The organism is Novosphingobium sp. BL-S-33, from assembly GCF_056857025.1.
Map to the genome: position 1 here is coordinate 1,656,634 of NZ_CM166474.1, position 19,050 is coordinate 1,675,683.

The following is a 19,050-nucleotide window of genomic DNA, read 5'->3' on the forward strand; positions in this document are numbered from 1 at the left end:
TAGATAGTTGAAGGTTCTGTCGGTCGCATCCGAAGCGGTTCCCCTTATCAAGACTGGCGGTCTGGCCGACGTTGCCGGGGCTTTGCCAGCCGCGCTCGCGCCAAACGGGGTGGAAGTGACCACGCTGCTGCCGGGCTATCCCTCGGTGCTGAAGGCGATCGGCCGGGCCAAGGCGGTCCATACCTGGGAATCGCTGCTGGGCGTGCCGGCGCGGCTGCTTTCGGCGAAGATCGACGGTTATCCGCTGCTGGTGCTCGATGCCCCGGCGCTCTTCACCCGTGACGGCGCGCCCTATACCGACGGAGCCGGGCGCGACTGGGGCGACAATTGGCGGCGCTTTTCCGCCTTCGGCCGTGCCGCTGCCGATATCGCGGGCGGGGCGGTGGTCAGCAAGGGTAAGCCTCAGCGCTATGACGTGCTCCATGCGCATGACTGGCAGGCGGCCATGGCCTGCGCCTATCTGCGCTTCGCGCCACTGGGCGGCGAAAGCGGCCGGGTGCCCTCTGTGGTTACGGTGCACAACATGGCGTTTCAGGGCTGGTTCGGCGCCGAGATATTCCCCAGCGTCGGCCTGCCCGCAGCGGCGTGGACGATGGACGGCGTGGAATACCACGGCGGCCTCGGCATGTTGAAAGCGGGGCTGGCCTGCGCGGATGCCGTCACCACCGTCAGCCCTACCTATGCGCGCGAAATCCGCTCCTCGAATTTCGGCATGGGGCTCGAAGGGCTGGTGATCGCGCGTGGCAATGCCGTCAGCGGCATTCTCAACGGCATCGATACCGAACTGTGGAACCCCGCGACGGACCCGGTACTCGCCGCCCGTTACACGGCGCGCACGCTGGACAAGCGCAAGGCCAACAAGCGCGCGCTGGAAGTGGAATTCGGGTTGGACGAGGACGACGGCCCGCTGTTCATCGCCGTCAGCCGTCTCACCTGGCAGAAGGGCATGGACGTGCTGCCCGAAGTGCTGGACCACCTTGCCGGCATCGGCGGCAGGCTGGCACTGCTGGGCGCCGGAGACCGTTCCATCGAGCGCCAGCTCCGCGAAGGCGCTGCCCGCCATCCGGGGCGGATCGGCCTGCGCTTCGGCTATGACGAAGACCTGTCGCACCGCATGCAGGGCGGCGGCGATGCGATCCTGATCCCCTCCCGCTTCGAACCCTGCGGGCTGACGCAGCTCTACGGCCTTGCCTATGGCTGCATCCCCGTGGTGGCGCGCACCGGAGGTCTTGCCGATACCGTGATCGACGCCAACCCGGCAGCGCTGGCGGCAGGCGTCGCCACCGGCGTACAGTTCGACGGAGTGCATTATGACGCCATGGCTGCCGCGCTGACCCGTGTGCTCGAACTCTGGCACGAGCCCGAAAGCTGGAGCATGCTCCAGCGCAATGCGATGAAGGCGGACTTCTCGTGGAGCGCGAGCGGGGCGGCTTACGCAAGGCTCTATCACAAGCTGGCCGGATGAGCGGGGCCGCAGTCGGACAGGGCGGAACCCGCTTCACGGTCCGCTCGCCGCTGGCCGACAGCGTCTGGCTCTGCTGCTTCGATGGGCCGGACGAAACGCGCCATGCAATGACCCGGCAGGGGCCGGACTGGACGATTGAACTGCCGGGCGATTGCACGGGTCTCCACTATGGCTACCGCGCCGCTGGTGAATGGGCGCCCTCGCGCGGGTTGTGGTTCGACCCGGCCAAGCTGCTGGTCGATCCGCGCGCGGTCGAACTGGACCGGCGCTTCGTGCAGGATCCCCGGCTGACGATCTTTGGCGAGGACACCGCCGATATCGTGCCCCGCGCCGTGGTGCCCCCGCTGCGGCCGCCAGTCACGCCCGAGCCGGTGCATTTCACGCCCGGCGGCCTTGTCTACGAGGTCAATGTCCGCGCTTTCACGAAGCTGCATCCTGATGTTCCGGAGCCCGTGCGCGGCACCGTCGCCGCGCTCGCGCATCCGGCGGTATTGGCGCATCTGAAGAAGCTGCATGTCGCGGCCGTGGAACTCATGCCGGTGGTTGCCTGGATCGACGAGCGCCACTTGCCGCCGCTCGGGCTCGTCAATGCCTGGGGGTATAATCCGGTGGCGATGATGGCGCTCGATCCCGGCCTTTGCCCGGGCGGCATTGCCGAACTGCGCGATACGGTCGCCGCGCTTCATGCCGAAGGGATCGGCGTATTGCTGGACGTGGTGTTCAACCACACAGGCGAAAGCGATGTGGCGGGCGGCGTGATCTCGCTGCGGGGGCTCGACAATGCGGCCTATGCCCATGCCCCGGATGGCGCGCTCATCAACGACACGGGGTGCGGCAACACGCTCGATTTCGCCCATCCCGAGGTGCGGCGATTGGTGCTCGATGCGATGCGGCACTTCGTCACGGCCTGCGGTGTCGATGGCTTTCGCTTCGATCTGGCGCCGGTCCTCGCGCGCGGGCCGGGCTTCGATCCCGCCGCGCCGATCTTCGCCGAAATCGCCGCCGATCCGGTGCTTTCCACCCGCGTCATGATCGCGGAGCCGTGGGATGTCGGTCCCGGCGGCTATCAACTCGGCAAATTCCCGGCGAACTGCCTCGAATGGAACGACCGTTATCGCGACGATGTCCGTCGCTTCTGGCGCGGCGACGGCGGCATCGGCACGCTGGCGACACGGCTGGCGGGATCGTCGGACATATTCGGGCCAGTGGGGCCGGACGCGGTCTGCCGCTCGGTCAACTTTCTGGCCGCGCACGATGGTTTCACGCTGGCCGATACGGTGTCGTACGAGACCCGCCACAACTGGGCCAATGGCGAGCAGAACCGCGACGGGCACGGAGAGAACTTCAGCTGGAACCACGGCGTGGAGGGCGTGGCAGAGAACGCCGAAATCCTCGCCGCGCGCAAGGCGGACATCATGGCGATGCTTGGCACGCTGTTCGCCTCGACCGGCACGATCATGTTGACGGCGGGCGACGAGTTCGGGCGGAGCCAGCAAGGCAACAACAACGCCTATTGTCAGGACAACGTTATCGGCTGGGTCGATTGGGAACGGCGCGACCGCGAGTTGGAAGACTACGTGGCCGCGCTTGCCGCCGCGCGGGCGGAGAACCTGGAATCGTTCCAGCGCTTTGACGATCTCGGGACATGGCAGACGCGGAGCGGCGAAAGCATGACCGTGGCGGACTGGGAACGGCCCGGCGAAAGCTGGCTGGGCTGGAGTTCGCCCATCGGGCTGGGCGGCGCACACCGCTCATTCATGATCGACCGCGATGCCCGCAGCGTCACGGACCGGCGGACCTGGGCCTCGTAGGAAACCGCGTTGCGCCCGCTCACCTGCCGCAGCCCGGTCAGCCCTGGCTTGACCGAGCAATAGGCATCGAAGCGATGGCCGTAACGCGGAATTTCCGAAGCAATGATCGGGCGCGGGTCGACGATGCTCATATGCCCGGCAAGGACTTTGAACAGTTGCGGCAGTTCGTCGAGGCCGCTCTTGCGCAGAAACCGGCCCACCGGCGTGATGCGTGGATCGCGGCGCAGCTTCTGATCCATGGCCCATTCGCTCCGCGCTTCCTCCGACTCGACGAGCAGCCGTTCGAGTACATCCTGTGCGTTGCTGACCATGCTGCGGAACTTGAAGCAGGGAAAAGGCCGCCCGCCATGTCCGACGCGTTGCTGGACGAACAGCACAGGCCCATTGCCTGAGGAGCGGATAGCGAGCGCGGTCAGCAGGATCAGCGGCAGCAGGGCCAGGATCGCCAGCGAGGAGATCACGATGTCGAAAGCTCGGCCCAGACGCGTGGGGCCGCCCGTTGCGTCGGGGTATCGGCCGATGCCGGCGGCACTTCGACAATGCGGGCCTGTTCAGCGCCTTCCTGTGGCGTGCCGACGGCCATCGTCATGCATGACCTGTTTCATGCGCGGGCGGGGGGCGGCGCGGACTCGGTCGCCTTGGTCGATCGCGATGCCGAAGTGGCGATGCTTGCGCGCGCCGATGCCGTGCTGGCCATTCAGGCGGCCGAGGCGGACTTCCTCTTGCGTGAGGTGCCGGACGTGGAGGCCATCCTTACGCCGATGGCGGCACAGCCGGTCGCGGCGGCGATACCTGGGGAGGAGGGGCGGCTGCTGTTCGTGGGCAGCAATACGGCACCCAATGTCGTCGGGCTGGAATGGTTCTGCCAGCAGGTCTGGCCGCGCGTGAGGGCGACGCGGCCGGGCGTCGTACTCGACGTGGCCGGAACGGTGGCGCGCGGGCTTTCAGCGGGCGAGCGACCGGGCATAAGGTTGCTCGGACTGGTCGACGATCTGGCGCCGCTTTACGCCCGCGCTTCGGTGGTGATCTCGCCGCTGACGTTCGGGTCGGGGCTGAAGATCAAGCTGGTGGAGGCGATGGCTGGGGGCAAGGCCGTGGTCGCCACTCCGATTACCGTGGAGGGGGTGGAGGCGATCTGCTCGGGCGCCGTGCGCGTCGCCGCAGAGGCCGAGGACTTCGCGGATGCCGTCATCGCTCTCGATGCCGACCGCGAGGCGCGCCGCGCGCTGGGGGAGGCGGCGCGGCGTGCGGTCGCAGAGCATTTCGGCGCCGAGCGCTGCCATGCCGATTTCGCGGCATGGCTGGCCCGGTGCGGACCTCCGGCTCAGAACGCCGCAGTGGCAGAGAACAACACGGTCGACCCGGCGATCGAGGAGCCGTTCTTGGTCGAGGAGAAGTTGGGAAGCAGATAGGCGCTTTCCGACTTCGAGATGTTGGTATCGACATAGGCGACACCTAACGTGACCGGGCCGAACACCGCGTCGGCGCCGATCAGCCAGTCCAGATATTCGCCGGTGGGCGCCACGCTCGTCCCGTTGGGGCCAAGGCCGGAGTTGCCGTTCGAATAGCCGAGGTGGGCTTTCACTGTCAGCGGCGTGCCCGGGATGCCGGCGCCGGCGTCCGCCCACATGTAGAAGTTGTCCGACTTGGCGTCGGGGCGGCCGATACCGTCCGCATAGTCCGCTCCGCTGGCGTAGACTTTGCCCAGCGCCTGCTGCTTCGGCGCATAAGCCACGCCGACCAGCACCGTGGCCGGGCCGAGATCGCCCGAGAGCTTCACGTAAGGTTCGGCAAAGTCGGTATCGCTGGCGCCGCCCGGATACATGTACCAGGTGAGGCCGACGTCCAGCTTCACGCCGCTCATGACTTCGGTGGAGTAGCCGCCGATCAGGTCCAGCTCCATGTTGGAGCCGCCGAAAGTGCCCCAGCCGGAGAGGTTCGAACCCCAGGTGCCGACGTAGAACCCGCTGCGGTGGGTGACGGTGGCGCCGGCCTGAACGGCCATTTCCTTGTCGGTCTGCGAGACGCCGCGGAAACGGTAATCGGTGACGAGCGCAGCGCTTCCCGAGACGGTGATCGCGCCGGGTGCTTCCTCCTGCGCCATGGCAGGAGCGGCGCACATGGCGGCGGCCATCAACAGCGAAGCAGGGCCCAGCAGGCCCTTGGCAAGACGGTAATTCATGATCGGAACGCCCTCATGTTTCGATTGATTATTCGCGTTCCTGCCTGCGTCCGGCAGCCGGCCGCCGCATGCGTGGCGGGGCCGTTTCGTGCCGGAACCCTCTGCTTACCGGCCGGCCTTGTCCGATGGCTTGCCGCTGCGTGACAAAGTGTTTCCACGAAACCTGACGAGGGCGTCGGACAAAGAAAAGACCGGGCGGCCCGAATGGGAAAGGCCGCCCGGCAAGGGAAGGCGGTGCGTGAGGAGCCCGCCGTCTATGTGTTGTCCGTTCAGGCCATTTGCGGCAGCGGGCGCAGGATCGCCTCGGGGCCGGTGACCCTATCGGTCTGGCCGCTCTGGCGGCGGCGGCCGAGCCATTCTCGAATGGTCTCCGCCGTCGTGTGGTCCATCACCTTGACTTGATGCAGGTCGAGGTGGACCGGCTTGTGGTCGGGCTGCTTCTCCAGCACCGCGTTCAGGCGGGTAAGGCCCAGGAACGTCGCGCCGCCGCCCAGTTCGAGGCGGGTATGCTCGTCGTTGTCATGCTCCTGCACCTTGAGGCGCAGGTTCTTCGCATGGGGCAGCAGTTCGACCATGGTCAGCGCCAGACCCACCAGCACGCCGGTCAGCAGGTCGGTGGTCACCACCAGCACGAACGTCACCGCCCAGATCACCGCCGGGAACGCGCCATAGGCATGGAACAGGTGCCGCACATGGCTGAGGTTCACCAGCTTCCACCCGGTCACCACCAGCACGCCGCCCAGCGCCGCCATCGGCACTTCGCGCAGCAGCCAGGGCAGCAGAGCGATGAAGGCCAGGATCCAGACGCCGTGCAGGATCGTCGAGAGACGAGTCTTGGCACCGGCCTGCACGTTGGCGGAACTGCGCACGATCACGCCGGTCATCGGCAGGGCGCCGAACACGCCGCAGAGCAGGTTGCCGATGCCCTGCGCGCGCAGTTCCTTGTCGTAATGGGTGCGCACGCCGTCATGCATACGGTCCACTGCGGCGGCGGAAAGCAGCGTTTCGGCACTGGCGATGAAGGCGATGGCCAGCGCGGCGACGATCAGCGCCGGCTGTGCGAGCGGGGCGAACCAGTTCGCGCTGGTCGGCAGCGCGAAAGCAGCGCCGATCGATTCGGGCACGGCAATACGCGCCACGTTGAGCCCCATGGTCCATGCGACCAGCGTGGCCGCCATCACGCCCAGCAGCGCGCCGGGGACGAGGCCGAGGTTCTTCGGGCGCAGCTTCTCCCAGCCGACCATCACCGCCATCGTCAGCACGCCCAGCATCACCGCCATTTCGGTGGAGGCCATGTTGCCGGGATCGAGCCCGAGGATGCGGGCGGGCATCATCGCGATGTTTTGCAGCCCGCTGGACATCGGCTTCTGGTCGAACAGGATGTGGAACTGACCGATCACGATCAGTGCACCGATACCCGCCAGCATGCCGTGGACCACCGCCGGGCTGATCGCGCGGAACAGGCCGCCAAGGCGCAAGGCTCCGGCAATAAGCTGGAACACGCCCGCCAGCAGCAGCACCGGGCCGAGCGCCTCAAGCCCATGCTCGCGCACGAATTCGAAGACGATCACGGCAAGACCCGCCGCCGGGCCGCTCACCTGAAGTGGCGATCCCGCCAGTAGGCCCACGACCAGACCGCCGATAATGCCGGTGACGAGGCCCTTTTCGGGCGGCACGCCGGAGGCGATGGCGATGCCCATGCAAAGCGGCATCGCCACCAGGAACACCACAATCGAGGCCGTGAAATCCCGGGCGAAGTGGGCGAAAGGCCCACTCCGGGTTTCGGTGAGGGTCGTCATTCGGCGGCCTCTGCATATTCGGTGGCGATGCGCGTCCGGGCATGGAGCGCGACCGGCAGCGGTGCATTTTCGCGCAGCGGCTCGAACTGGCCGGTATCGCCGTCGAGGCCGAGGACCTGACCGGCGTGGATGTCCACGAACCAGCCATGCAGCGTCATCTCGCCGCGCGCGATCTTGGCGGCGACGGCGGGGTGCGTGCGCAAGTGGGCGATCTGGGCGATGATGTTCTCAAGGCTGATCGCGCGCACGCGCTCCTTGCCCTCAAGCTCGCCGTGGCAGGTGGTGACGATGTGCTCAGCGGCGGCGCCGTGCTTCAGCCATGCCGCGACATTGGGCATCGTTTCTAGACCGGCCGGATTGCTGAGCGCCTTCATCGCGCCGCAATCCGAATGGCCGCAGACGATGATGTCCCGCACGCCGAGCGCGGCGACGGCATATTCGACCGTCGAGGTGACGCCGCCGTTCAGCGTCGAATAGGGCGGCACGATGTTGCCGGCGTTGCGGCAGACGAACAGGTCGCCGGGTTGGGCCTGCATGATCTGCTCGGGCACGATTCGCGAATCGGCGCACGAGATCATCAGCGCCTTGGGCTCCTGCCCCTCGCTCGTCAGTTTGCCGAACAGCTCGCTGCTGGCGGGGAAAATGGTCTTCTCGAAATGGAAGACGCGTCCGATCAGCTCGTTCACTTTCGTAACCTTTCCAAACAGGTCGCCCCGCGCACGTCAGGGGTGGGGAACGTACGGCGCGGGGCTTGTTGGTAAGGTATGGCCAGTCGTTTTCGGCCGTCGTGCGGGTTTGTCAGGAAATGTTGCTGCGGTGCAGCAGGGTGTGGGTTGGTCGTGTTTGGAGAGCTGGTGGGCGGAGGGTCGTCCGGCGCTTTGGTGTTTCGGGAACGGGCAGCATTGCCGGTTGCCGACATCCCATGCTCCGCCTAGGTTGGGGCATGCCTCTTGTTGACGCTACCGCATTGTTGCTGCTGGCCGGAATGGGGCAAGTCGGCCCTGAAATCTGTCTTGATCCGTCGCGGGCCCAGCAATTCGAAGGTCGAGAGATCGAGATATCGATCGAAATCGTCGCTCTGAGCGTCGATGGGCCCTTCGAGGCGCGGCAAATCGGTTGTGAAAAGCCCGTCACTATTCTTGTCGATGGCAAAAACGCGATCGATGTTGCGGAAACTGACAGCGGTGTGGTGGATTTGGTCGGATATAAGATCGAACATGCCAAGGATCGGGTAATGGCAACGGTCAAGGGGAGGGCAGAAGTATTGCCCCATCCGCCATCGTCCGACCTACCCGATGCTATTACGCTGTTTGTCGACAGCGTTTCTGCGACATGGTCTGAGCCTGATCAGAATTAGGGAGCGGTTCAGGCAGCCTCCAACGGCAGCCGGATCGTAGCCCTCAATCCGCCCTCAGGCCGATTGCGCAAGTCCAGCGTCCCGCCTTCCAGAAGCACCGCCTTGCGCACGATGGGCAGGCCAAGTCCCATTCCGGCCGTATCGCGCGCACGCGCCGTGTCGAGGCGGACGAAAGGTTGCAATGCGTCGGAAATGCGGTGTTCGGGAATGCCGGGGCCGTCATCCTCCACGGTGATCTCGGCCTCTCCGCCATCGCGGCGCACCTGCACGCGAACATTGCCGCCATAATGGAGCGCGTTCTCGATCAGGTTGGAGAGCGCGCGGCGGATCGAAACCGGGCGAGCCATGATCTCAAGGCTGGGCAGGCCTGAATAGGTCGCATCCGCGCCGCGATCGGCGGCGGTGTCGACCAGCGTTTCGGCCATCACTGCAAGGTCGATGCGTTCGGCCGGAATATTGGTGCCGCCGGTATCGACATAGGCCTGAATCGAATCGAGCAGCAGGCGCATCTCTTCGATGTCGTGATCCAGCCCGTCCCGCACTTCGGGATCGACGCCGCCGTCATCGAGCCGCAGGCGCATGCGGGCGAGCGGCGTCTTGAGGTCATGCCCGATGGCCAGCATCGTATGCGTGCGATCCTGCAGCGACTGGTGAATGCGCTCCTGCATCTCGTTCATGGCCCGGATCAGCTCGCGCATTTCCTCAGGGCCATGCTCGGGCACGAGCCGGGGCGGTCCGGCGCCGAGATTGCGGGTCGCGCGCACCAGCGATCGCAGCGGATCGAGCGCGGCGCGCAGCAGCAGCCATGCCAGCGAGACCAGCAGCAGCGCGGGCACCAGCAGGCTCGCCACGCGCCCGGCGGTCAGCGACCATGCCGCGCGGGCGTGGGTGCGGAAGTCGAGCACTGAATCGTCGGCAAGGCGCAGCGAACCGCCAATATTGCCGCGCGCGGGGATCGATTCGAGATGGAGTTCCAGATCGGCATGGGCCAGCTCGGGCTGGATCTGGACCACTTGCGCGCGCAAGTTGGCAAGGCCGATCGAACCGCGCCGCCGCTGCGAGGGCGGCGACCATTCGAGCACGAAGCGCGGTGTGGAGAGCGCGGCAGTCACGCCCGGCCGGTCTGCCAGCGGGGCGCGTTCGATGGCCCGGCTGGCGAGTATGAGATTTTCGGCAATGCGTTCGGCATCGTCGCGGCGCAGCTCGAACGAGCTGGCGCGCTCGAACAGCACGGTATTGGCGATGAAATCGATCAGGATGACGAGCAGCAGGACCGCGATCAGCCGCTCGACCAGGCCGAAGCGCCGGAACAGGCGGAACCGGCGTGTTTCCATCAGATGCGCGTGACCTCGGCCTTGAACATGTAGCCGACGCCGCGCACGGTCACGATCGGCGGTTCGGCGCCTTCGCCCTGAAGTTTGCGGCGCAGACGGCTGACGAGCACGTCCACGCTGCGGTCCGAGCTGTCGCCCAGCCGCGCGCGCGACAGTTCGATCAGCCGTTCGCGCCCCAGCACGCGCTGCGGATAGGCCAGGAACGTGGCGAGCAGGTCGAATTCGGCGCCGGTCAGGTCGATCATCGCCCCGGTGGGCGAGCGCAGCTCGCGCCGTGCCATCGACAGGCTCCAGCCTTCGAAGTGAATCGATTCGGGCATGCGGCCATCGGCCACGCCTTCGCCGGCGGTGGTATCGGCAGCGGCCGTGTTACTGCCGCGCCGCAGCACGGCGCTGACGCGGGCGGCCAGTTCGCGGGTGCTGAACGGCTTGGCGAGATAGTCGTCGGCGCCCAGTTCGAGGCCGAGCACGCGGTCTTCCTCGCTGCCGCGCGCGCTGACGAAGATCACCGGCACGTCGCTTTCGCGGCGCAAGCGGCGGAACAGGTCGAATCCGCTGGTGCCCGGCAGCATGACGTCCAGCACGACAAGGCTGACCGGCCCTTCGCGCAGCGTCACCCACATCTCCGCGCCGGTGGCGGCGGTGAGCACGTTGAAGCCGCTCTGCCGCAAGGCACGGGCGGTGAGGGTGCGGAGGGGGCCGTCGTCCTCGACGAGCAGGATCGTGGGGGTGGACATGGGTGCTTCGTCGAGGTGGCGGTAAATCGGGGCGACACTCTGGTTCATGGTCTCGTCGTCGGCTGAATGTAGGGGGAGGGGCGGCGAATGGCAAACGGCGCGCGTGGATCGGCCGGGATTTCGGTCAGCGGGTGGAGCGCGTGCTTTGCGTTACCGGGCGCAGGGACCCGACCACGGCAGCGAGGCCCGCCACTTCGGCCGGGGCGAGCGCCACTTCGTGCGTGCGTCCGGCGGCGTCGCTGAAGGCAAGGCGCAAGGGGGTGCGGCTGCCGGGGGCATAGCTTTCGGCGATGCGCGTCATCGCCTCGGCCGGCAGATCGAACATGTAATGCACGCGGACCGTACAGGACGTGTGCAGGGCGTCCTGCGCGGGGCAGCGTTCGGGGCGCCGCTCGGCATGGACCAGTGCGGCTTCGACCGGTTCGGTCCCGTCATGGAAGCCAAGGCCGGTGAGCGCGCTGGGCGCGCCAACATGCGTCAGTTCCTGCCAGAGCTGCCAGCGTACCGCGCCGCTCTCGCGGTCGACCAGCGCGCGCAAGTGCACGTCGCCGATCTCCACGCCGCCCGATGAGGACCGGCCATATCCGCGCGGCCATGCCTTGCGGGTGCTGGCAAGGACGTGCGACTCGGCGGGATCGTCCACCACTTCGGTGCGCGCGGCGAAGTCCTGCGGGGTCAGCGTGGCGAGAGCGTGGGGCAGGTCCTCGCGCGCCTGCGCCCCGCCGGAAAGCAGGAGCGCGGGCACTGCCAAAAGCCCGACCATGCCCGCGCCGAGCATGTTCACCGGCCAGCCTCGTTAACGGCGACCTCGTTGATGGCGACCGTCTCGGCCCGATTCTGGGCGAACGCTTTGTGAGCTTCCGTTTCGCGCTGCATGGCGCGGTGGCGGCAGTCGCGGCCCTTGGCGGGGTCCGGATGGCAGGCCGTGCGGGCCGATGCGTTGTTCTGGGCCTTCGGCGCGGCGACGGCGAGGTTGCCCTTGAGATGGGCGACTGTTTCATTGGCCATCGCTGCGCCGGGCAGGGCAAGCGCCGCTGCGGCAAGCGATGTCAAAAGGGTGGTAGAAAGAACGGGGAACTTGGCCACTTTCAGGTCTCCAAAGACTGCGATGACCCTGAAAATGGTGCAGCTTCGTGTCCTGCTTCGTACGTGCCTGTAACGAAGTGTTGCTGCCGCGAAATCATCGGACACGTCGCGGCAATAGACTTGCGCGAGGGCCGATGCGCCGAATGAGCGATGAGGAGGGGGAAGGCAGCAGGCCCATCCGCCGATAGTCCCCTCTCAGGTCGTCTCTTTCGAGGCGACCGTCTGGGTACTATCGTTTGGATTTGGGCTGAAACCTAGGCCTTGTAAGCACAGAAAGCTCTGCGCCCGCTGGCGGAGACGGAGGGATTCGAACCCTCGGTACCCCCTTAAGGGTACGACGGTTTAGCAAACCGCTGGTTTCAGCCACTCACCCACGTCTCCGGATGCGGCCTAGGAGGCGCGCTATAACGAGGGGTTTCGGGTCGGGCAAGGGGGTCGTTTTACAGATTTGCGCATTTGTCGAATTGCTTGGGTAAATGCCTGTGGACTGTTTTTCCCTGCCGATTGTTTGAGGCCGGGTTCTGGCCGATTCGGTCTGTCGCGAATTGGACTCGCACCGTCGACCGTTCATTGCAGGGTCAGGCGTGGTGGATTCTCTAGTGGAATGCCGCAATGCGCCTCTCCCGGCGCATGCGATGCGGGTTCGCACAGTTCAGATTACGCCAGGGGAGCGAGAGAAATGCCAGCCGAGACGTCAAGCGCGGAAACGCCGAACAGGGCGCGCCGCATGCGGGTCGCCGTGAGTGTGGCCATGATGGTGGCGGGCCTTGCCGCGCCGCTCGCCCCTGCCATGGCGCAAGTGACAACGGTCGATCCCGATGCGGCAATCGATTCGGACATCGGCAGGCCGCCGCAGAACGCTGCCCCCGTCCAGCAGGTGCCGGAGCAGCAACCCGTAGAGCCGCAGGACAACGGCATGCCGGTCGATCAGGGCCAGGGGCGCGTTGCGCCGCCTCCCGCCGCCGCACCGATCCCGCCCAGAGGCCCGTCCTCGTCCGATACCTATCATCAGGACGACCTGATCGGCGCGGCCGAGGGCGTGTTCGGCAAGGGCGCCAAGGGGCTGGCCGAACTGATCGAGGGGCTGCTCAAGAAGCAGGGCGAGCCCAACGGCTATATTATCGGCCGCGAGGCGGGCGGGGCATTTGCCGTGGGTCTGCGTTACGGCTCGGGTACGCTCTTCCACAAGGTAGAAGGTGAGCAGCCGGTCTACTGGACCGGCCCGTCGCTGGGCTTCGACGCCGGCGCCAATGCGGGCAATGCCTTCGTGTTGGTCTATAACCTCTATGACAGCGAGGACCTCTACCACCGCTTCGGCGCGGGCGAGGGGCAGGCCTATCTCGTCGGCGGTTTCACCGTCAGCTACCTGCGGCGCGGCAATGTGGTGCTGATCCCGGTTCGTGCGGGTGCCGGTCTGCGTCTTGGCGCGAATATTGGCTACATGAAGTTTTCGCACAAGCAGAACTGGTTGCCGTTCTGAGGACGCCGATTTGAGAATTCTGCGAATTCGATCGAATTCGACGATCACCCGTTAGTTCATTCGTCGCCCCCGCGCAGGCGGGGGCCCCGCTTTTCTTTGCAACCTCTCGTTTGCCGCAAGAAAAGCGGGATCCCCGCCTTCGCGGGGATGACGGGTGAGGTGGGCACTTTTTTCATTCGGGTTTCGTGTCGGAGCGTTCCGTGAGGCAGCCGACACCCCCACATCGCGCCAAGAAAGTTGCTTCACCGCATAGGTTTTGTGGCCGTTGCAACACTCTGTGCGCCACTTGCGGTAATTCCCTGTCAATCCCGGTTGCGCGTCGCAGCGGCCCGGAGTAAGGCCCGCCCGCCATGCTTACGAACCTTCAGCAACAGCCCGCCGACGCGCTTCTTGCGCTGATCAAGCTCCACAACGACGATCCGCGCGCGGACAAGATCGACCTTGGTGTCGGCGTCTACCGTACCGGTGAGGGCGACACTCCGGTGTTCCGCTCGATCAAGGCCGCAGAGGCCAAACTCGTCGCCGAGCAGGATTCGAAAGCCTACCTCGGGCCTGAGGGCGACATGGGCTTCGTCGAAGCGCTGATGCCCTACGTCTTCGGCAAGGCCGACCCCAGCATGGGCGGCCGCATCGAAGGCATGCAGACCCCCGGCGGCACCGGCTCGCTGCGCCTCGCGCTCGCCATGGTGAAGCGCGCGGGTTACAAGCGCATCATCGTCGGCGTTCCCAGCTGGCCCAACCACGCCCAGATTTGTGCCGACCTCGGCCTTGAAGTTGTTGAATTCAACCACGCGCTCGCTTCGGGCACCACCGACATGGACGCGCTGCGCGGCGCCATCGCCAATGCCCAGGAAGGCGACGCCATCCTGCTGCACGGCTGCTGCCACAACCCCACCGGCATCGATTACAGCAACGCGGAGTGGGACGAGATTGCCGGCCTGATCGCCGCATCGAAGATCCTGCCCATCCTCGACCTCGCCTATCAGGGCCTGGGCAAGGGCATGGAAGAAGACGCCTATGGCCTGCGCCGCGTGCTCGCCGCCGTGCCGGAAGCGCTGATCTGCTATTCGTGCGACAAGAACTTCGGCCTCTACCGTGACCGCGTCGGCGCGCTCTACGCGATGGTTGCCGATCCGGCCGACCTCGCCAAGGTCATGTCGAACGGCCACAACCTTGCCCGCGCCAACTGGTCGCAGCCGCCAGACCACGGCGGCGCCGCTGTCCGCCTCGTCCTCGAAGACGAGAAGCTGACCGCCGACTGGCTGGCCGAGCTGGACGAAATGCGTGACCGCATGCGCGAAGTGCGCGCCAAGCTGGCCGAGGCCGGCACCGCCGGTTCGGCCGACCTGACGCCGATGGGCGGGCAGAACGGCCTGTTCTCGATCGTGCCGCTGAACAAGGACCAGGTCCTTGCCATGCGTACCAAGCACGGCGTCTATATGGCCGGTTCGGGCCGCATCAACGTGGCGGGCCTGACGATGGGCAACATCGACAAGTTCATCGCCGCCGTTGCGGACGTGACTGCGTAAAATGGATCGCCAGCCGGTCCTCGCAGGGGACCGGCTGGTCCTCCGTCCCCTTCGCGCAGACGATTGGGACGCGCTCTACGCGGTCGCTTCGGACCGCGAGATCTGGGCGCTTCACCCCGCCCACGATCGCTGGCAGGAGCCCGTGTTCCGCCAGTACTTTGCCGACGCTCTGGATGGCGGCGGCGCCCTTGCCATTATCGACAAGTCGAGCGGGGCCGTGATCGGCTCCAGCCGCTTCGGGCCGCCTGAGGGCGATGAGATCGAGATCGGCTGGACGTTTCTGGCCCGGGCTTACTGGGGCAGCGGATTCAATGCCGAGATGAAGCGTTTGATGCTCGGCCACGCCCTCGCGCATTTCGAGCGGGTGGTCTTCATGGTCGGCGCGAACAACGTGATCTCGCGCAAGGCTATGGGGCATATCGGCGGGCGATTGACCGACCGCACCTTTGAGCGGGTGATGTGCGGCGTGATCGTGCCGCATGTGCTGTTCGAGATTACGCGCGAGAGTTTCGCGGCTGGGCCTTTGGCGGCGGGATAGCGGTTCGCACAAAGGCGCGAAGGCGCAAAGAAGTCGCGTAACTGGCCCGGTACCGGTCTGCCCCTACCGGTTACCTCCAACCCGTCACCTCAAAACACCGTCATCCCCGCGTAGGCGGGGATCCCGCTTGTTCTTGCGGGCGTGGCAGAAGGAAGCGGGGCCCCCGCCTTCGCGGGGGCGACGAGGTTAGTGAATTGAGGGCGTCGAGAGCGCGGCGGGGCGGCCTGACGCGACCCCTTTGCGCCTCTGCGCCTTTGCGTGAACCATCAGCCCCGCAGCGACTGCATCCGCTGCAGATACCGCGCCAGCACGTCGATTTCGAGGTTCACCCCGGACCCAGCCTTGAGCGCGCCGATGGTCGTCACTTCGGCGGTATGCGGGATGATGTTGAGCATGAAGTGGCAAGTGCCGTCGCTCTGGTCGGCCACGTCGTTCACGGTCAGCGAGACGCCGTCCACTGTGATCGACCCCTTGGGCGCGAGGTAGGGGGCGAGTTCTGCCGGAGCGGCGATCACGAAGCGCAGCGAATCGCCTTCCGGGGTGATGCTGACCACGGTACCGACCCCGTCGACATGGCCGGTGACGATGTGCCCGCCCAGTTCGTCGCCCAGTTTAAGCGCCTGCTCCAGATTGAGCGGCGTACCCTCGGCCCAGCGGCCGGCGACGGTGCGCGAGACCGATTCGGCCGAAATGTCGACCGCGAACCATGCATCGCCCGCCGCGCCGCCCTTGTCGACGACGGTAAGGCACACGCCCGAGCAGGCGATCGAGGCACCCATGGAGATCCCGGCGGGGTCCCAGGGGCAGGTGATGACGGCGCGCAAGTCGCCCGACTGATGGGCTTCGCGGATTTCGCCGACGGCGGTGACTATTCCGGTAAACATGGCTTATTTCCCGTTGGAATTTTGGGCCTCGTAGACTTCGAGCGTGTCGCTGCCAAGCTGGCGCCGCTCGGTCAGGGACCAGCGGTTGTGGGCATCGGCAAGGCGGGCAAGCCCGTAATCGCCCAGCGCCGGCCGACCGCCGACAAGGATCGGTGCGCGGTAGAGCAGCAGGCGATCGACCAGTCCTGCGGCAAGAAAGGCCGTGGCCGTAACCGCTCCGCCTTCGACGAAGAGATACTGCACGCCTTCCATCGAGGAGATCGCCTCGGGCGAGGGCAGGGCGCGCCAGCCTTCGGGGGCTGCGCCATGGGTCAGCACCCAGCGCTCGGGGCTACGCTCGGCAAGTCCGGGCAGGCGCACGTCGAGGCGCGGGTTGTCGGCGCGAAGGGTGCCGCCGCCGACAAGGATGGCGTCCGCCTTGGCGCGCATCGCGTGGGTGTGCGCGCGGGCTTGCGGGCCGGTGATCCACTGGCTCTCGCCATTCGCCATGGCCATGCAGCCATCGAGCGAGAGGGCGAGTTTCAGAGTCACTTCGGGGCGGCCGATGCGCTTGGAAATCAGGTATCCCGAAAGGCTGCGTTCGCACGCGGACGAGGGCAGGTATTCCGCCGCAACCCCCGCCGCGCGAATCCGGGCCAATCCTTCGCCCGAGGTGCGCGGATCGGGGTCCATGCAGCCGATCACCACGCGCGCCACGCCGGATGCGCAGACGAGATCGGCGCAAGCCGGCCCACGTGCCGACTGGTGCGCGCAGGGCTCCAAAGTGACGTAAAGCGTGGCACCGCGCGCAGCCTCACCGGCTGCGGCCAGCGCCACGGCTTCGGCGTGAGGGCGACCGCCGGGCTGGGTCCAGCCGCGCGCGATCACCTTTCCGTGCTTGACGAGAATCGCGCCGACGCCGGGATTGGGGCGGCTGAGCGGGCGTGCCCGCGCGGCCAGCGCCGCCGCCGCCGAAAGCCAGCGGGCGTCGCTCACTGCTGCTGTTGTGTCTGGGACTGTGCCGAAGTGCCGGGGGTCGTGGCCTTCGGCGCGGCGGCCTGCTCGTCATACTTCGGCAGCGATACGCCATCGGGCAGGCGCGGCGTGCCGATGCGCTTGGCCTCGGCGGCCTTCTGGGCGGCTTCGTCGGCCTCGGCCTCGCGGGCGATCTTGTCCACGTCCATGCCGGAGTAGCGGCCGATCACCTTGTACATCTCGCGCACGTCCTTGTCGCGCTGGGCCATTTCGGCGGCCCAGGCTTCCTTGCGCTTCTGGTTGGCGACGTTCGAGGCGAGGATTTCCGCATCCGTCTGGTGCTCGGGCAGGACCGAGATCCACGTCACCTTCGGCGGCGGGTGCGGGCCTTTGCCCTCCTGCATTGCCATCATGTAGAACACGCCGAACGTACAGGCCGCCGAAACCGCGGCGATGCGCCAGCGGTTTTGGCCAGCTTCCTTCCACACGGCGCGGAAATCCGCGAGCATGCCGGTCGGGCTGACGTCTTTCCAGTATCCGGAGCGCTTGAACAGAGACATGTGGCGCTATGTAGGCGTGATTTGGCGTTTTGGAAATCCGCAGCGCATGCATTTCTGCGGCGCGGCGGCGCATGTGCCCGTGGCGGCGGGCAAAATCCTATCCAAACGGCAGGTAGAGCGTGCGGCCTTTTTCCTTCAACCAGCGATTGGCGGCAGGCACGCTGTCCTCGAAGATCTTCGCCAGAAAGGCATGGAAGGCGGGCGAGTGATCGAAGTGGACGAGGTGCGCCACTTCATGCGCGACCACCGAGCGGCGCACGGAATCGGGCGCCATGATCAGCCGCCAGTTGATCCGGATCGACCCGTCCGGCGCGCAGGAACCCCAGCGCCGCTTCGCGCTGGACAGCGCCAGCGGCGGCACCGGCTGCCCCGCAACGGCGCAATAATGCGCAAGGTCCTGCTCCAGCAGCGTGCGCCCTTCGGTCTCCAGCCAGCGCTTCAGCCGTGCGGGGAGCGAGGATTCGGGCCCGCCCACCAGCAACTGGCCGTCATCGGGCACCGGGCGGCGGGGATAGGCGGCATCGTGGCGCAGGATCAGTGCGTCGCCCCGAAAGGCGATCGTGGTGCCGTCGGCCAGCGGGTGGGCTTCGGGCAGCGCCTCGATCTGGATCGCCAGCCATGACCGCTTGGCGCGCGCGAAGGCGAGAGCATCTTCGGTGCGGGTCCAGCGCGGGACAGAGATGCGGATCTCGCTGCCATCGGGCGCAAGGCGCATGGTCATGCGGCGCGCATTGGAGAGGCGGCGGATCAGGACCGGCACCTGCCGTCCGGCGATCTCTATCACCGGGTCTTCGTCAGGAGCGCGGCGCAGCCAGTCGAGCACGTTTTACCGGTTATCCCAGGGGGCGGGGCCTTCGGGTTCCAGTTCCTCGTAATCCTCGTCGTCCTCGCCATAAGGCCAGACGATATGGTTCTCCAGCGGCCCGGCGACCGTCTCGCTGACGGCCTTGCCGGCCACCGACATGCCTGCTTCGTGCACCGCATTGCGGTCACCGCAGACGAGATAATGCCACTCCGGCAGCGGATCGCCATCGGCGCGCAGGCGATAGGCGCAGCTGGGCGGCAGCCACGAAAGGTTGCCCGCCGAAGCCGGGGTCAGCTTCAGGCAATCGGGCACGAACTTGCGGCGATTGGGATAGTCGCTGCACTGCGCGGTCTTCAGGTTGAGCAGCTTGCAGGCGACATTGGTGTGATAGATCTCGCCGGTATCGGCATCTTCCACCTTGTGCAGGCAGCACTGCCCGCAACCGTCGCAGAGGGCTTCCCACTCCTTGCGGTTCAGGGTGTGGAGCGGACGCTCCCAGAAGGGGGTTTCCCCAGTCATGGTTTGGCCC

The 19,050-nt window shown here is 66.5% G+C and carries 20 protein-coding genes, 1 tRNA gene and 1 pseudogene; 7 read left to right on the forward strand and 15 right to left on the reverse strand.

The window, feature by feature from the left end; translation table 11 throughout:
• Nucleotides 1-7: 7 nt before the first annotated feature.
• Nucleotides 8-1,465 carry a glycogen synthase GlgA gene (gene glgA / locus AC1VVM_RS07865; RefSeq protein WP_482903453.1) on the forward strand — a complete coding sequence of 486 codons (1,458 nt, stop codon included), beginning with the start codon at nt 8-10 and terminating at the stop codon, nt 1,463-1,465.
• Nucleotides 1,462-3,276, forward strand: a complete 1,815-nt coding sequence (gene glgX, locus AC1VVM_RS07870; protein ID WP_482956280.1) for a glycogen debranching protein GlgX — start codon at nt 1,462-1,464, stop codon at nt 3,274-3,276. The genes glgA and glgX overlap by 4 nt, the downstream gene beginning before the upstream one ends.
• An 8-nt stretch (nt 3,277-3,284) precedes the next feature.
• On the opposite strand, the pseudogene AC1VVM_RS07875 reads toward glgX, so the two are convergent.
• Nucleotides 3,285-3,737, reverse strand: a pseudogene (locus tag AC1VVM_RS07875) (sugar transferase); the annotation flags it as partial.
• Entirely contained in the window at nt 3,734-3,865 is a 132-nt protein-coding gene (locus AC1VVM_RS07880) for a hypothetical protein (protein WP_482903455.1), read from the reverse strand. The gene AC1VVM_RS07880 and the pseudogene AC1VVM_RS07875, both read right to left, overlap by 4 nt.
• Between AC1VVM_RS07880 and AC1VVM_RS07885 the strand changes: the two genes are divergently transcribed.
• Complete coding sequence (locus tag AC1VVM_RS07885; protein WP_482903456.1) at nt 3,864-4,688, forward strand: glycosyltransferase; 825 nt, start codon at nt 3,864-3,866, stop codon at nt 4,686-4,688. The two genes, AC1VVM_RS07880 and AC1VVM_RS07885, sit on opposite strands and share 2 nt — an antisense overlap.
• Here the strand turns inward: AC1VVM_RS07885 and AC1VVM_RS07890 are convergent.
• The 3 genes from AC1VVM_RS07890 to AC1VVM_RS07900 all read right to left on the reverse strand — a co-directional run bounded on the left by AC1VVM_RS07890 (nt 4,601) and on the right by AC1VVM_RS07900 (nt 7,943).
• Nucleotides 4,601-5,458 carry a TorF family putative porin gene (locus AC1VVM_RS07890; RefSeq protein ID WP_482956281.1) on the reverse strand — a complete coding sequence of 286 codons (858 nt, stop codon included), beginning with the start codon at nt 5,456-5,458 and terminating at the stop codon, nt 4,601-4,603. The two genes, AC1VVM_RS07885 and AC1VVM_RS07890, sit on opposite strands and share 88 nt — an antisense overlap.
• A 269-nt stretch (nt 5,459-5,727) precedes the next feature.
• Complete coding sequence (locus tag AC1VVM_RS07895) at nt 5,728-7,257, reverse strand: SulP family inorganic anion transporter (protein ID WP_482903458.1); 1,530 nt, start codon at nt 7,255-7,257, stop codon at nt 5,728-5,730.
• Nucleotides 7,254-7,943 (reverse strand): carbonic anhydrase, encoded by a 690-nt coding sequence (locus AC1VVM_RS07900; RefSeq protein WP_132389228.1) that lies wholly within the window; start codon nt 7,941-7,943, stop codon nt 7,254-7,256. The genes AC1VVM_RS07895 and AC1VVM_RS07900 overlap by 4 nt, the downstream gene beginning before the upstream one ends.
• 257 nt (nt 7,944-8,200) lie before the next feature.
• Between AC1VVM_RS07900 and AC1VVM_RS07905 the strand changes: the two genes are divergently transcribed.
• Complete coding sequence (locus AC1VVM_RS07905; protein WP_482903459.1) at nt 8,201-8,614, forward strand: hypothetical protein; 414 nt, start codon at nt 8,201-8,203, stop codon at nt 8,612-8,614.
• Nucleotides 8,615-8,622: 8 nt separating this feature from the next.
• Here the strand turns inward: AC1VVM_RS07905 and AC1VVM_RS07910 are convergent, their stop codons facing one another.
• The 5 genes from AC1VVM_RS07910 to AC1VVM_RS07930 all read right to left on the reverse strand — a co-directional run bounded on the left by AC1VVM_RS07910 (nt 8,623) and on the right by AC1VVM_RS07930 (nt 12,152).
• Nucleotides 8,623-9,948 carry an ATP-binding protein gene (locus AC1VVM_RS07910; protein WP_482903460.1) on the reverse strand — a complete coding sequence of 442 codons (1,326 nt, stop codon included), beginning with the start codon at nt 9,946-9,948 and terminating at the stop codon, nt 8,623-8,625.
• Nucleotides 9,948-10,685: a response regulator transcription factor gene (locus AC1VVM_RS07915; RefSeq protein WP_482905174.1), complete on the reverse strand. Its 738-nt coding sequence runs from the start codon at nt 10,683-10,685 to the stop codon at nt 9,948-9,950. Before AC1VVM_RS07915 ends, AC1VVM_RS07910 begins: the two co-directional genes overlap by 1 nt.
• A gap of 124 nt (nt 10,686-10,809) precedes the next feature.
• Nucleotides 10,810-11,469: a hypothetical protein gene (locus AC1VVM_RS07920; protein ID WP_482903461.1), complete on the reverse strand. Its 660-nt coding sequence runs from the start codon at nt 11,467-11,469 to the stop codon at nt 10,810-10,812.
• Nucleotides 11,466-11,771 carry a hypothetical protein gene (locus AC1VVM_RS07925; protein WP_482903462.1) on the reverse strand — a complete coding sequence of 102 codons (306 nt, stop codon included), beginning with the start codon at nt 11,769-11,771 and terminating at the stop codon, nt 11,466-11,468. Before AC1VVM_RS07925 ends, AC1VVM_RS07920 begins: the two co-directional genes overlap by 4 nt.
• A 289-nt stretch (nt 11,772-12,060) precedes the next feature.
• A tRNA-Ser gene (locus tag AC1VVM_RS07930) sits at nt 12,061-12,152 on the reverse strand.
• A 298-nt stretch (nt 12,153-12,450) separates the two neighbouring features.
• Here AC1VVM_RS07930 and AC1VVM_RS07935 point away from each other — a divergent pair.
• From AC1VVM_RS07935 to AC1VVM_RS07945, 3 genes are all read left to right on the forward strand, one after another.
• Nucleotides 12,451-13,251, forward strand: coding sequence for a DUF1134 domain-containing protein (locus tag AC1VVM_RS07935; protein WP_482956282.1), 801 nt, complete (start codon nt 12,451-12,453; stop codon nt 13,249-13,251).
• A 350-nt stretch (nt 13,252-13,601) separates the two neighbouring features.
• Nucleotides 13,602-14,780: an amino acid aminotransferase gene (locus AC1VVM_RS07940; RefSeq protein ID WP_482903464.1), complete on the forward strand. Its 1,179-nt coding sequence runs from the start codon at nt 13,602-13,604 to the stop codon at nt 14,778-14,780.
• Between the two features lies 1 nt (nt 14,781).
• The gene (locus tag AC1VVM_RS07945; protein WP_482903465.1) at nt 14,782-15,318 is read left to right on the forward strand and encodes a GNAT family N-acetyltransferase; all 537 of its coding nucleotides are present in this window, start codon (nt 14,782-14,784) and stop codon (nt 15,316-15,318) included.
• A 266-nt stretch (nt 15,319-15,584) separates the two neighbouring features.
• Here the strand turns inward: AC1VVM_RS07945 and AC1VVM_RS07950 are convergent, their stop codons facing one another.
• The 5 genes from AC1VVM_RS07950 to AC1VVM_RS07970 all read right to left on the reverse strand — a co-directional run bounded on the left by AC1VVM_RS07950 (nt 15,585) and on the right by AC1VVM_RS07970 (nt 19,040).
• Nucleotides 15,585-16,202, reverse strand: a complete 618-nt coding sequence (locus AC1VVM_RS07950) for a riboflavin synthase (RefSeq protein ID WP_482903466.1) — start codon at nt 16,200-16,202, stop codon at nt 15,585-15,587.
• Between the two features lie 3 nt (nt 16,203-16,205).
• Entirely contained in the window at nt 16,206-17,177 is a 972-nt protein-coding gene (gene ribD / locus AC1VVM_RS07955) for a bifunctional diaminohydroxyphosphoribosylaminopyrimidine deaminase/5-amino-6-(5-phosphoribosylamino)uracil reductase RibD (protein ID WP_482903467.1), read from the reverse strand.
• Nucleotides 17,174-17,716: a hypothetical protein gene (locus AC1VVM_RS07960; protein ID WP_482903468.1), complete on the reverse strand. Its 543-nt coding sequence runs from the start codon at nt 17,714-17,716 to the stop codon at nt 17,174-17,176. Before AC1VVM_RS07960 ends, ribD begins: the two co-directional genes overlap by 4 nt.
• A 97-nt stretch (nt 17,717-17,813) precedes the next feature.
• Nucleotides 17,814-18,539 carry a M48 family metallopeptidase gene (locus AC1VVM_RS07965; protein ID WP_482903469.1) on the reverse strand — a complete coding sequence of 242 codons (726 nt, stop codon included), beginning with the start codon at nt 18,537-18,539 and terminating at the stop codon, nt 17,814-17,816.
• A gap of 3 nt (nt 18,540-18,542) precedes the next feature.
• Entirely contained in the window at nt 18,543-19,040 is a 498-nt protein-coding gene (locus AC1VVM_RS07970; protein ID WP_482903470.1) for a YcgN family cysteine cluster protein, read from the reverse strand.
• Nucleotides 19,041-19,050: the final 10 nt, after the last annotated feature.

Coding starts and splice junctions, on each gene's coding strand:
- glgX (WP_482956280.1), top strand. CDS start 1,462: ATGAGCGGGGCCGCAGTCGGACAGGGCGGAACCCGCTTCACGGTCCGC.
- AC1VVM_RS07885 (WP_482903456.1), top strand. CDS start 3,864: ATGCATGACCTGTTTCATGCGCGGGCGGGGGGCGGCGCGGACTCGGTC.
- AC1VVM_RS07880 (WP_482903455.1), bottom strand. CDS start 3,865: ATGACGATGGCCGTCGGCACGCCACAGGAAGGCGCTGAACAGGCCCGC.
- AC1VVM_RS07890 (WP_482956281.1), bottom strand. CDS start 5,458: ATGAATTACCGTCTTGCCAAGGGCCTGCTGGGCCCTGCTTCGCTGTTG.
- AC1VVM_RS07895 (WP_482903458.1), bottom strand. CDS start 7,257: ATGACGACCCTCACCGAAACCCGGAGTGGGCCTTTCGCCCACTTCGCC.
- AC1VVM_RS07905 (WP_482903459.1), top strand. CDS start 8,201: ATGCCTCTTGTTGACGCTACCGCATTGTTGCTGCTGGCCGGAATGGGG.
- AC1VVM_RS07910 (WP_482903460.1), bottom strand. CDS start 9,948: ATGGAAACACGCCGGTTCCGCCTGTTCCGGCGCTTCGGCCTGGTCGAG.
- AC1VVM_RS07915 (WP_482905174.1), bottom strand. CDS start 10,685: ATGTCCACCCCCACGATCCTGCTCGTCGAGGACGACGGCCCCCTCCGC.
- AC1VVM_RS07935 (WP_482956282.1), top strand. CDS start 12,451: ATGCCAGCCGAGACGTCAAGCGCGGAAACGCCGAACAGGGCGCGCCGC.
- AC1VVM_RS07940 (WP_482903464.1), top strand. CDS start 13,602: ATGCTTACGAACCTTCAGCAACAGCCCGCCGACGCGCTTCTTGCGCTG.
- AC1VVM_RS07945 (WP_482903465.1), top strand. CDS start 14,782: ATGGATCGCCAGCCGGTCCTCGCAGGGGACCGGCTGGTCCTCCGTCCC.
- AC1VVM_RS07950 (WP_482903466.1), bottom strand. CDS start 16,202: ATGTTTACCGGAATAGTCACCGCCGTCGGCGAAATCCGCGAAGCCCAT.
- AC1VVM_RS07960 (WP_482903468.1), bottom strand. CDS start 17,716: ATGTCTCTGTTCAAGCGCTCCGGATACTGGAAAGACGTCAGCCCGACC.
- AC1VVM_RS07970 (WP_482903470.1), bottom strand. CDS start 19,040: ATGACTGGGGAAACCCCCTTCTGGGAGCGTCCGCTCCACACCCTGAAC.